At 64.1% G+C, this 11,586-nt stretch carries 11 protein-coding genes; 3 read left to right on the top strand and 8 right to left on the bottom strand.

The annotated features are described in order from the left end of the window. Nucleotides 1–85: 85 nt before the first annotated feature. Nucleotides 86–985, top strand: coding sequence for a glycine betaine ABC transporter substrate-binding protein (locus QMK31_RS03850; RefSeq protein WP_283499599.1), 900 nt, complete (start codon nucleotides 86–88; stop codon nucleotides 983–985). 67 nt (nucleotides 986–1,052) lie between these two features. Here the strand turns inward: QMK31_RS03850 and QMK31_RS03845 are convergent, their stop codons facing one another. From QMK31_RS03845 to QMK31_RS03810, 8 genes are all read right to left on the bottom strand, one after another. After that, entirely contained in the window at nucleotides 1,053–1,463 is a 411-nt protein-coding gene (locus tag QMK31_RS03845) for a DUF1801 domain-containing protein (protein WP_283499597.1), read from the bottom strand. Nucleotides 1,464–1,635: 172 nt separating this feature from the next. Next, nucleotides 1,636–2,628 carry an FKBP-type peptidyl-prolyl cis-trans isomerase gene (locus QMK31_RS03840; protein WP_283499596.1) on the bottom strand — a complete coding sequence of 331 codons (993 nt, stop codon included), beginning with the start codon at nucleotides 2,626–2,628 and terminating at the stop codon, nucleotides 1,636–1,638. A 128-nt stretch (nucleotides 2,629–2,756) separates the two neighbouring features. Beyond that, nucleotides 2,757–3,350, bottom strand: coding sequence for a CbiQ family ECF transporter T component (locus QMK31_RS03835; protein ID WP_283499595.1), 594 nt, complete (start codon nucleotides 3,348–3,350; stop codon nucleotides 2,757–2,759). A gap of 10 nt (nucleotides 3,351–3,360) precedes the next feature. Beyond that, entirely contained in the window at nucleotides 3,361–4,044 is a 684-nt protein-coding gene (locus QMK31_RS03830) for an energy-coupling factor ABC transporter ATP-binding protein (RefSeq protein ID WP_283499594.1), read from the bottom strand. After that, complete coding sequence (locus QMK31_RS03825) at nucleotides 4,041–4,643, bottom strand: biotin transporter BioY (RefSeq protein ID WP_283499593.1); 603 nt, start codon at nucleotides 4,641–4,643, stop codon at nucleotides 4,041–4,043. The genes QMK31_RS03830 and QMK31_RS03825 overlap by 4 nt, the downstream gene beginning before the upstream one ends. Nucleotides 4,644–4,688: 45 nt before the next feature. After that, entirely contained in the window at nucleotides 4,689–6,506 is a 1,818-nt protein-coding gene (locus QMK31_RS03820; RefSeq protein ID WP_283499592.1) for a glycoside hydrolase family 15 protein, read from the bottom strand. A 63-nt stretch (nucleotides 6,507–6,569) separates the two neighbouring features. Next, a complete protein-coding gene (locus tag QMK31_RS03815; protein WP_283499591.1) occupies nucleotides 6,570–6,992 on the bottom strand; it encodes a hypothetical protein in 423 nt (140 codons plus the stop codon). Between the two features lie 188 nt (nucleotides 6,993–7,180). Then, nucleotides 7,181–7,369 carry a hypothetical protein gene (locus tag QMK31_RS03810; protein WP_283499590.1) on the bottom strand — a complete coding sequence of 63 codons (189 nt, stop codon included), beginning with the start codon at nucleotides 7,367–7,369 and terminating at the stop codon, nucleotides 7,181–7,183. 246 nt (nucleotides 7,370–7,615) lie between these two features. On the opposite strand from QMK31_RS03810, the gene QMK31_RS03805 reads away from it, so the two are divergent. Then, on the top strand, nucleotides 7,616–9,826 hold the full coding sequence (locus tag QMK31_RS03805; RefSeq protein ID WP_283499589.1) for a bifunctional alpha,alpha-trehalose-phosphate synthase (UDP-forming)/trehalose-phosphatase: 2,211 nt from the start codon (nucleotides 7,616–7,618) through the stop codon (nucleotides 9,824–9,826). Between the two features lie 48 nt (nucleotides 9,827–9,874). After that, complete coding sequence (gene ilvD / locus QMK31_RS03800; RefSeq protein ID WP_283499588.1) at nucleotides 9,875–11,569, top strand: dihydroxy-acid dehydratase; 1,695 nt, start codon at nucleotides 9,875–9,877, stop codon at nucleotides 11,567–11,569. The last annotated feature ends 17 nt before the right edge of the window (nucleotides 11,570–11,586 follow it).

Here is an 11,586-nt window from a genome sequence, read left to right as displayed (position 1 = left end):
CATCCGTTTCATCAGTACGGCTTCTGCCGTATGCACCAAGCGTCAATCCCAGTCACCCACAGCAGGTGGCACGAAAGGAAGACAAATGAAAAAGAATCGTTTGAAATCAATTTTCGCTCTCGGAGCGGTCGGTGTGCTCGCCCTGACCGGCTGCGCCGCCTCTGGTGAGGTGGAAACCGTCGGTGACGGCAACGACGACAAGAAGGACATGTCGATCGCCGTTTTCAACGGTTGGGATGAAGGCATCGCCGCCTCCGAGCTGTGGAAGGCAATTCTCGACGAGAAGGGCTACAACGTTGAGCTCGAATACGCCGACGTCGCGCCGGTTTATTCCGGCCTGTCCACCGGCAACTATGACCTCAGCATGGACATTTGGCTGCCTGTCACCCACGCCTCCTATCTCAAGGAATACGGTGACAAGATCGTCGATCTGGGGGCGTGGAACGAGGAGTCGCGCAACACCATCGCGGTCAACGCGGATGCGCCCATCGACTCACTCGATGAGCTCGCGGCCAACGCTGACCTGTTCGGCAACCGCATCGTGGGCATCGAGCCAGGTGCTGGCTTGACGCTTGCAACAACCAAGAAGGTCATTCCGCAATACGGCCTGGAGGGCATGGAATATCTCACCTCGTCGACGGCCGCCATGCTCGTGGAGCTAAAGACAGCCACCGAGAACGACGAAAACATCGTCGTGACCCTGTGGGAGCCGCACTGGGCCTACAACAAGTTCCCGATCAAGATTTTGGATGACCCCAAGGGCGCCCTTGGTGGTACGGAGAGCATTCACTCCTACGCCAAGACCGACTTCAAGACCGAGTTCCCGACGGCAGCCGGCTGGGTTGAGGACTTCGAGATGGACCTCGACACGCTCTATTCGCTCGAGCAGGCTATGTTCATCGATTACGAGGGCCAGGACTTTGGACCGATCGTTGCCCAGTGGATCGAAGACAACCAGGAGTACGTGGACGGCCTCACCAGCTAGTCACGATTTGCAGCAAAACGAACGGCCCGCGTCCTTGGACGCGGGCCGTTCTGGGTAAACGGTTTCTCTAGGCGGCTTCGAGCTCGCTCACCTGATGCAGCCAGCCATCGAACAGCTCGCTGTCAAAGTCGTCGACGCTTTTCAGCTTGTACTCGCTCATCTCGGCCGATCCGCTTGCATTAAGCTTGCCCGAGTCATCGGTGATGGCCTGGCCGCGCCAGAACAACACGGTAACGAAGGTGGGGTACGCCTTGAAACCGGCCACCGGCAGGTCGTCGTCGAGCCAGACCGGGTGCCCGTGCCATAGTTCCGTCGACGTCTGTGGCAGGGCCAGGTCGAACTTCTCGCGGAGCAAAGTGACGACGCTCGCGAGCGGCTCGGCCGGGGCGGCGACATATTCGTCGATCGTCGTCGGCTTGACGGCGGAGGGGACAGCGGTGGGTGCGAGTGTGGATGTCAGGGGAATAGCCTCTTTCACGGGTAACGTTTTGGCCCGGCGCGGTGCCGGGCGATGGTCTTTCTTCTTCCACACTCTCACGCCGTGGGCACTCGCGGCTGGACAGGCACACAGGAACCGGGCAGTGGCGGCGCAAAAAAAGCACCGCCCACCGATCAAACATCGGCAAGCGGCGCCCAGAAAACAGCTGATGCTAGGCCGTCGGGCCACCAGCGACGGCGACAATGTCGATCACGAACACAAGGGTGTCCGTGCCCGAAATGCCCTCGGTGCCCTCGGGGCCGTAGCCGAATTCCGGCGGTATGACGGCGATGACCTGCGAACCGACGGTCTGGCCGACGAGCGCCTGGGTGAAGCCGGCGATCACGCCGCCGGTCGGAAAGACAGCATACGGAACGCTGCCCCAGGATGAATCGAAGGTCGCTCCGGTTGCCCAGAGCGCCCCGGTGTAAGCGACGGCCACGCTCGCACCGTCGGTGACGACCTCGCCGTCGCCCTTCTTCAGGGTGGAGATCTTCAGATCGGTGGGAGCATCCGTAGCGGGCATCGTGATGGTCGGAGCACCATCATCGGCGAGGGCCACGGCGGGGAAGCCTTCTTCAACGGGCTGGTCCGCGCCAGACGCCTGCGTCGGCACGTCGGCGATCACTTTGACGATGTCCATGACAAACACGACGGGCTCACCGGCGGCAACGCCGGTAGCGCCCTTATCGGCGAAAGCATCCGAGGCCGGGCTGACGGTTACGACGCGGTCGCCTTCGACGGCGCAGTTGGCTGATCGCACCAGGCCGGGCAAAAAACTCGTGTCGTTGACGGGGATCACGAGACTGGCACCGTCGGTGGAGTACGTTGTGGGCTGAACCACTTTTTTGGTCTTTGCGTTGTACAGGGTGATCGCGACCTCCACGATCGAATCCTTCTTGGCCGTGTCCTTTCCCTTTCCCTCGATGGCGACCGTGCGCTCGGTGGTCGTGGGCTCGAGCGGTGCGTCGATTGAGATGTCCAGGGGGGCGCCGAAATCACCGGTGACCTTGACGCTGTCCGAACGCTTTCCCGGTTGCGTGCAGTCGCCCGAGGGGGAACTGGCGGCAGCAGCATCCGTTGCCTGAGGAGTGTTGCTGGTGCCGCAAGCAGTGAGCGCGAGAGTGAGTCCCACGATGGTGAGTAGGGCTGGAATTTTCGACACGGGGCCTCTTTCGAGAATGCACCTGGGGTGCAGGCGATGATCTGGGAATGTCTGTTGGCGCGAACGGCCAAAAGCCTACTCTGCCACGGTGCGCCTATGAGACCGCTGAACACCGCGCAGCCCAGCGGTCAGTCGTCAAGACCGCGCGCGATCAGGGCCTCGCCCAGGGCATCCGCTGCGTAGAGGGAGCGCACGACCACCGGAACGGCGATCGACACCAGCGAGCCCTGTGTGCCGCGAGCGGTGCGAGCCTCAAGCACCTCACGCACGATGTCGGAAACCAGGGGGATGCAGCGAATGGTGAGGGCGACGAGTAGCCCCACCCGGTCGGCGTCGATAAACCGACCAAAAGGGCGCAACAGGGTCTGGAAGGCTTCGAGCACCGCGGTGACCGTCGTGGTCATGGTGAACAGAGCGGCGAGAGCCACGGCCACGAGCAGACGGCCAGCCATGAGGGCGGCGATCATCCAGCCGGAGAGTAGCCCCTGAACCGGTACAGCGACGAGCAAAATGAGAAGAATGGGCGCGACTTGGGCCGCGGCCGCGCGCACCGGAACCCGGGCCACCACGAACAACAGCAGGGCGCCGGCCGCGGCCCCGCCAATGACCCAGGGGTTGGGCGAGGTGCCGATCAGCAGCACGCAGAGCGAGAGCAGAAACAGCTTGAGCAGCGTCGGCGCCCGGTGAACGAACGAGGTGCCGGGGCTATAGAGACCGATCACCGGTGGCCGATCATGCGAGCAACAGGGAGCGGTAGGTTGCGAGCGATTGTTGCGGTGCACCGTCGGCGAGGACCGTGCCCTCATCGATCACGATAACTCGATCAAAATCTTCGACCAGGTGCAGATGGTGGGTAACCACGATGACCTGCTGCGGAAGCGTCTGCAGCAGGTTGCCGATGCGACGCGCGTTGCGGGCGTCGAGCAGCGTGGTCGGTTCGTCGGCGACGATGGTCGCCGGCTCCGCCACCAGCACCGCGGCGAGGGCGAGCAGCTGCTTCTGCCCACCGGACAGGCGGTGCGCCGGATGCTCGGCGTGCTCGCTCAGCCCGAACTGGTCAAGGGCAGCCGCCGTGCGCCGCGCGATTTCGGCCGGGGTGAGGCCGCGACGGCGCAGGGTGAACGCAACATCCTCCTGCACGGTCGGCATCACGATCTGGTTGTCGGGATTGGTGAAAATGAACCCCACCTTGCGGCGCACCTCGCGGGCATGGCGGGCTACGTTCTGGCCGTCGACCGTCACGGTACCGGTCGACGGCGTCACGAGCCCGTTGATCATGCGCACGAGGGTGGACTTGCCCGAACCGTTCGCGCCGACGATGCCGATGCGGTGCTCGGTCAGGCTGAGGTTCACGTCGTGCAGCACCGAGCGGTCACCGAAGCGTTGCCCGACCTGCTCGAAGCGGATGTCACTCACGCACGACGCCGGGTCGGCCGTATGATCAGGCCGGGATAGGCCCGGTGCACCTGGCCGGCTACAAGCACGGTCAGCACGACCTTGATCAGGTCGCCGGGGATGAACGCCACGTTCAGCCCGAGGGTGGTCCAGAGTGGCAGGCCGAGGTTGACGGCCATGACCGGGATGCCCACGAGGTACACGGCCACGATGCCGCCGAGAGTGGTCGCGCCGAGCGCCGGCCAGAACGGGTATTTCGGCAGTAGGCGAGCGGTGAGGTAACCGGTGACGAAGGCGCCCAGCAGCCAGCCATAAAGGTAGCCGGCCGCCGGGCTCACGGTGAATACCCCGATGCCGCCGCGCGCGCCGGCGAGCAGGGGCAGGCCAACGGCCGTCAGAACGAGAAAGAGGAGAACGGCGAGCGACCCCTTGCGCGCACCGAGAATCGCCCCGGCGAACATCACGCCGAGCGACTGCAGGGTGATCGGCACCGGACCGATATTCAGCGGCCCCGGCAGGCCGAGTGCGGCGATGAGGGCCGCGAAAATTGCAATCTGGGCGAGATCACGGGCGGGCAGAATGCGTCGAGTCGGGGTGCTCGAATGAACGGTGGCAGTCATGATTCCAAATCTAGAATTCGGAGACCAGCCCCCGCTGAAGAATACCTACAAGAAAATACCGTGAACTGTAGAGGTACTGGTTTCGTGCGTGGCCAGGCCGGCGACGATCGCATCCGCTGCCCGCACCAGCGCCAGATGCGAGAGCGCCTGCGGGGTGTTGCCCATCTGGTGGCCGTTGGTCACGTCGTACTCTTCGGAGAGCAGCCCGACATCGTTCACGAAGCCGACCAGGGTGTTCATAAGCTCGGTGGCGTCATCGAGTCGTCCCGACCGGGCGTACTGCTCGACCAGCCAGAACGAACAGGCCAGAAACGGATGCTCACCCGGCGGCAGGCCGTCAACCGCGGCGTGCGTGCGGTACCGCAGCAACAGGCCCGAGTGCAGAAGATCCGCCTCGATCGCGGCCACGGTGCCGAGCATGCGCGGATCGGTGGGTGCGCAGAAGCCGACCTGCGGGAAAACGAGGAGGGACGCATCCACTGCGGTGCTGCCGTAATACTGCACGTAGCTGTTTCGCCGCTTGTCAAAGCCGCGGGTCTCGATGTCGGTGCGCACCTGGTCGCGCAGGGCCTTCCACCGATCGAGGGGGCCGTCGAGCCCGCACTCCTCGATGCCGCGCACGGCGCGGTCGAACGCCGCCCACACCATGACGCGGGAGTGGGTGAATTCCCGCGCCTGACCGCGCACCTCCCAGATGCCCTGGTCGGCGCGGCGCCAGTTCTTCTCGAGAAAGCTCATAAGGGCACGCTGCAGTGGCCAGGAGAATTGGGTTTCGCGCACCCCCGCCGCGCGGGCGGCGTGCAGGGCCACCATGACCTCGCCGATCACGTCGGACTGGAACTGGTCGACGGCGCCGTTTCCGACACGCACGGGGGAGGAACCCTTATAGCCGGGCAGGCTGGTCAGCTCACGCTCGGGTAGGTAACGTTCGCCGGAGAGTCCGTACATGATCTGTACGTCGGCCGGATCGCCGGCAATGGCGCGCAGCAACCAAGCCCGCCAGCCGTCGGCTTCCACCTCGTAGCCGTGGCTGAGCAGCACCTCGAGCGTGAGTGAGGCATCGCGCAGCCAGACGTAGCGGTAGTCCCAGTTGCGGGTTCCGCCGGTCTGTTCGGGCAGCGAGGTAGTCGCTGCGGCGACGATGCCGCCGGTTTTCTCGTGGGTCAGTGCGCGCAGAACGAGCAGGGATCGCACGACCTCGGCGCGCAGGGGACCCTCGTGGCTGCAGCTCGATGCCCAGTTCTGCCACCACCGCGAGGTCGAGGCGAGAGCCGAGTCGATGTCGACTGCCGGTGGAATCTCGCGCTCCGAGGGATACCAGGTCAGCTGTGCGTCAATCTTTTGCCCCGCGACCACGTCGAAGCGGGACACGTGACGGTGGTCGGAGGCGTGCAACTCCGGTCCGCGCACCACGACGGCATCGGGCCCGGCAATGGCGACGAGGCCGCGCACCTGTTCACCCTGCAGCTGGCGTACCCACGGCATCGTCGAGGCATAGCCGAAGCGAATACGCAGGTCCTGGGTCATCTGCACGCTGCCGCTGATGCCGCGCACGCGACGCACGAGGTCGGCTCGGCGGTCACCGTGTGGCATGAAGTCGAGCACTTCGACCTGGCCGGTGGCCGTGGTCCAGATCGTCGACAGCACAAAGGTGTCACCCTGGTAGCTGCGAGTTGCGGTGGCTGCAGCGTCGGCCGGAGCCAACAACCAGCGGCCGTGGTTCTCATCTCCGAGCAGCGCACCGAACATCGAGGCCGAGTCGTATCGCGGCAGGCAGAGCCAGTCGATGCTCCCATTTCGTCCCACGAGCGCGGCCGAATGGCAGTCGCTGATCAGCGCGTAGTCCTCGATGTTGAGTGCCATCAGGCCATCCTGTCAGCAGCAGGGTGAGAATTCGCTCCGCGTTCGTCGCGGCCGAGGCACCGGTCAGGCGACGAGGCGGGCAGACGCCAGCGTTGCCGAGGCTTTGTCTATCCAGGCAGCGGATGCCGCTGCCAGGTCGTCATCGCTGGAATCGATCGGAACAGTTTCGACCTGACGGGCGTTGAGGCGAGTCGGCTCGATCGCAGCCGGCTCATTCCACGTCGTGATTGGCGCGGGTGTCCAGGACAGCGCCGTCGGCTCACCGGTGCTCTCACCACGGAGGGCGGCCTGCTCGGTGGTGATTGCCTCGGACAACTCGGTGGCAATCTGCCTGGCCTTCAGCCCGTGAAATATGACCTCGGTGTCGACTGCGCTGCGAGCAACCAGCGTCCACGCGCCGTGTTCGCCGACCAGATCTTGAAGCTTGTCGTGCAGGAGCTCGAATATTTGCTCGTCACGCAGCACCGGAGCCTGGGCGACACTCATTGCTGCATTCGCGGCCAAACGTCGACGTCGACGACCAAACATGACACGCCCCTTCCGGACACACGTTGATTGGTGCCGATACGCTACTGGGTACCACACACACTGCGGCAGCCGAAAACCGGCTCCTCCCCCCATTTTCGGTTAAAGAGTTCGTGGGGTGTGGGGGACACGCCGTTTACGAGCGGAAGTCAGCTCTCAATTTTGCGTTTATTGGCGTCTTCGATGACCGTGCCGATAGCGACGGCGGCGCTCAGGGCCCAGCCGAGCCACAACATGATCAGGCGCCAGTCCCGCGGGCCGTGCCGAGTTGCCTGCACGGTGTTCCACCCGCCGGCGACGACGCCGATCATCGCACTGTTGAACACGAATTTTCGCATATGAACCTCCGGCATCAGATTACCCGTCACCGGCTAGCGAGCAGCAAAGCCTCACGCCACGGTTTGCTGAGAAAAGCCCGTGAGCGGGCACGGGTGTGCGTCAACGCGGCGACCCTAAACAGGGATTGGCCCGGCTGGTAGCCTTGGTCGCGCAAGACAGGTGTGCACTTTGGGTGCGCCCGGAACGGATGATCCATCAATTCTTCAGCCGAATCCATAGGGTCCCAGATCGACCCAGCCCCACACGTGCCAGCCGCTGCCCCGGCCGGCACGTATACGCTTGTCGTCGTCTCGAACCGGCTGCCGGTCGACTACGAAGAAGCTCCCGACGGTACCGTCACCTGGCGCACCTCGCCCGGGGGGTTGGTCACCGCGTTGGAACCGTTGATGCGTTCATCGCACGGAGCCTGGGTGGGCTGGCCGGGAGTAGCCGACCGCGATTTCGAGCCATTTGAGAACGATGGCATCTCGCTCGTGCCGGTGCGGCTGACCGAAACCGATATCGAGGACTATTACGAAGGTTTCTCCAACGACACCCTCTGGCCGCTCTACCACGATGTCATTGCGCCGCCGAGCTTTCACCGCGAAACCTGGGACGCCTACGTCGCCGTGAATCGCCGTTTTGCGGCGTCCGCCGTCGCGGTCGCTGCCCCCGGTGCCACGGTCTGGGTACACGACTATCAGCTGCAGCTCGTTCCCCGCATGCTGCGGGAAGCCCGCCCCGACCTCGTCATCGGCTTTTTCAATCACATTCCATTTCCGCCATACGGAATATACGCGCAGCTGCCCTGGCGTAAACAGATTCTGCACGGCCTGCTGGGAGCAGACGTCATCGGCTTTCAGCGAGTAGCGGATGCCGGTAACTTCTCTCAAGCGGTGCGTCGCCTTTTCGGCTACCCGACCCGCGGTGTCGTTATCGATGTGCCTTCCGGGGAAGACGGTGACAGTCGCCGGGTCATCGCCAAGCACTTTCCCATCTCGATCGATGCGGCCGCCTACGACGAACTCGCTCGGCGCCCCGAGATTCAGGCTCGAGCCCGGCAGATTCGTGAAGACCTCGGTAACCCTAAGACTCTGATGCTCGGAGTCGATCGGCTCGACTACACCAAGGGGATCGGCCATCGCATCAAGGCGTTCGGTGAGCTGCTCGCCGATGGACGCCTCAGCGTTGAAGACGTCACCCTGGTGCAGATCGCCAGCCCATCTCGCGAACGCGTCAGTACCTACATGGCTCTGCGTGATGAAATCGAACTGGCCGTTGGTCGGCTCAACGGCGACTTCTCCACCATCAGCCACACCGCCATCAGCTACCACCACCACAGCTACCCTCGCGAAGAGATGGTGGCGATGTACCTCGCCGCCGACGTGATGCTCGTCACCGCACTGCGCGACGGCATGAACCTCGTCGCCAAAGAATACGTGGCCGTGCGCTTCGACGTGGACGGGGTGCTCGTCTTGAGCGAGTTCGCCGGTGCGGCCGACGAACTCAAACAGGCGATCCTCATTAACCCGCACGACATCGACGGTACCAAAGACGCCATGGTGCGCGCGGTGGAGATGCCCAAACGGGAGCGCACCCGGCGCATGCGATCGCTGCGCCGTAAGGTCGCCGAAAACGATGTCGCGGCATGGTCGGCTTCTTTTTTGCGAGCGCTCACCGGAGGCGCCGCCGTGCCGGCTGGAATCCCTGACGACCTCGACGCTGAATTAGAAAGCCTCGCCCGGGTCGAGAACCTGCTGATCGCGCTCGACTTCGACGGCACCCTCGCGCCGCACGTTGACCACCCCGAGGATGCCAGGGCGGTTGAGGGAACCCGCGAGGCCGTGCAGGCATTGCTGGACCTGCCCGGAGTGCGCGTTGCCTTAGTCTCGGGGCGTGCCCTGGTCAGCCTGCAGCACGTTGCGCAACCGCAGAGCTCGGTCTTACTCACCGGGTCGCACGGCATTGAGGTGCAGCTGGATACCCCCGAAATAGAGCTCAATCTGCTCTCATCCGAGCTCGAGCAGCTGGATATCCTCGCCCGGGTGCTCGGAGCAATTTCCGCCTCCGTTTCCGGCACCACCGTCGAACGCAAACCTGCTGGCCTGGCTCTGCATACCCGACTCGCGTCGGAGAAAGGCGGACAGACCGCACAGCGCCAGGCGCGGGAGCAGCTCAGCGAGCAACTTCCCGGTCTTACCGTTCGCGAGGGTATAAACGTGCTGGAATTCTCGGTGCGGTCGAGTACTAAGGGCGATGCCCTACAGAAGCTGCGCGAGTACACCGGGGCCGACCGGGTATTCTACGCCGGTGACGACGTGACCGACGAGGATGCCTTCTCGGTGCTCGGTGACGACGATCTCGGACTCAAGATCGGGCAGGGTGCCACCCTCGCCCGCTACCGGGTACGCAGCCCCAAAGAGGTCACCGAGGTGCTCATTCGCATCGCGGCCCTACGTTCAGGCCAGACCAGCTGAGTAGTCAACGGAATTGCGGGCGTCCCGTGAGGTTCTAGACTCAAAGGCATGTCTGAGATCGATGTGAAACCCCGTAGCCGCGACGTCACCGATGGGATCGAGGCCACCACATCTCGTGGCATGCTTCGTGCTGTCGGCATGGGCGACGCCGACTGGGACAAGCCCCAGATTGGTATTGCGAGCTCGTGGAACGAGATCACACCGTGCAACCTGTCGCTGGACCGCCTGGCCCAGGCGGCCAAAGAAGGCGTGCACTCCGGCGGCGGTTACCCGCTGCAGTTCGGAACCATCTCGGTTTCGGACGGCATCTCGATGGGCCACGAGGGCATGCACTTCTCCCTGGTCTCCCGTGAAGTGATCGCCGACTCGGTCGAGGTTGTCATGCAGGCCGAACGCCTCGACGGCTCCGTGCTACTGGCCGGCTGCGACAAGTCGCTGCCCGGCATGCTCATGGCCGCCGCACGCCTCGACCTCGCGAGCGTGTTCCTCTACGCCGGATCGATCGCTCCGGGCTGGGTCAAGCTCAGTGACGGCACCGAAAAAGACATCACCATCATCGACTCGTTCGAAGCTGTCGGAGCGGTCAAGGCCGGCCGCATGAGTGTCGAAGATGCCAAGCGCATCGAGTGCGCCTTTGCCCCTGGCGAGGGCGCCTGCGGTGGCATGTACACCGCGAACACCATGGCCAGCGTGGCGGAAGCCCTCGGAATGAGCCTGCCCGGCTCGGCGAGTCCGGCATCCGCTGATCGTCGCCGCGACTATTTCGCGCACCGCTCGGGCGAAGCCGTGGTCAACATGCTGCGCCTCGGCATCACCGCCCGCGACATTCTCACCCGTAAGGCGTTCGAGAACGCGATCGCCGTGGCCATGGCCTTCGGCGGATCGACCAACGTTGTGCTGCACCTGCTCGCCATCGCTCGCGAGGCCGAGGTTGAACTCACCCTCGACGACTTCAATCGCATCGGCGACAAGGTGCCACACATTGGCGACCTCAAGCCCTTCGGCAAGTACGTCATGAACGACGTCGACCGCCAAGGCGGCGTGCCCGCCGTCATGCGCGCGCTGCTCGAAGCCGGACTTATCCACGGCGATGCACTCACCGTCACCGGAAAGACCGTGGCCGAAAACCTTGCCGAGATCGACCCGCCGGCCCTCGACGGTGAGGTGCTGCGCACCCTCGACAACCCCATTCACAAGAGCGGCGGCATCACCATCCTCAAGGGCACCTTCGCCCCCGAGGGCGCCGTGGTGAAGACCGCCGGCTTCGACGCTGCCGTGTTCGAAGGACCAGCCCGGGTGTTCGAGCGGGAACGCGCCGCGATGGACGCCCTGACCGAGGGCAAAATCTACAAGGGTGACGTCGTCATCATCCGTTATGAAGGCCCGAAGGGTGGGCCGGGGATGCGCGAGATGCTCTCTATAACGGCCGCCATCAAGGGCGCAGGCCTCGGCTCCGATGTACTACTATTAACGGACGGTCGATTCTCAGGCGGCACAACCGGACTGTGTATCGGCCACATAGCACCCGAAGCGGTGGACGCAGGTCCAATCGCCTTCGTGCGCGATGGGGATCTGATACGGGTCGATATCGCAGCTCGCACGCTTGACCTACTGGTTACCGATGCAGAGCTGGCCGCCCGCCGAGACGGCTGGGCGCCCCTGTCCCCGCGCTATACCCGTGGCGTCCTCGCAAAGTATGCCAAGCTCGTGCATTCCGCTGCCGAAGGCGCCATTACCGGCTGACAGAGCGTACGGGCTAC

It is taken from the genome of Cryobacterium sp. PH31-O1 (assembly GCF_030063455.1).
Lineage (GTDB): Bacteria > Actinomycetota > Actinomycetes > Actinomycetales > Microbacteriaceae > Cryobacterium.
This window is presented reverse-complemented; position numbering and strand designations above follow the sequence as displayed.

What these genes read in the sequence shown, in the direction of transcription:
- QMK31_RS03850 (WP_283499599.1), top strand. Translation starts at nt 86, where the DNA reads ATGAAAAAGAATCGTTTGAAATCAATTTTCGCTCTCGGAGCGGTCGGT.
- QMK31_RS03820 (WP_283499592.1), bottom strand. Translation starts at nt 6,506, where the DNA reads ATGGCACTCAACATCGAGGACTACGCGCTGATCAGCGACTGCCATTCG.
- QMK31_RS03815 (WP_283499591.1), bottom strand. Translation starts at nt 6,992, where the DNA reads ATGAGTGTCGCCCAGGCTCCGGTGCTGCGTGACGAGCAAATATTCGAG.
- ilvD (WP_283499588.1), top strand. Translation starts at nt 9,875, where the DNA reads ATGTCTGAGATCGATGTGAAACCCCGTAGCCGCGACGTCACCGATGGG.
- QMK31_RS03825 (WP_283499593.1), bottom strand. Translation starts at nt 4,643, where the DNA reads ATGACTGCCACCGTTCATTCGAGCACCCCGACTCGACGCATTCTGCCC.
- QMK31_RS03810 (WP_283499590.1), bottom strand. Translation starts at nt 7,369, where the DNA reads ATGCGAAAATTCGTGTTCAACAGTGCGATGATCGGCGTCGTCGCCGGC.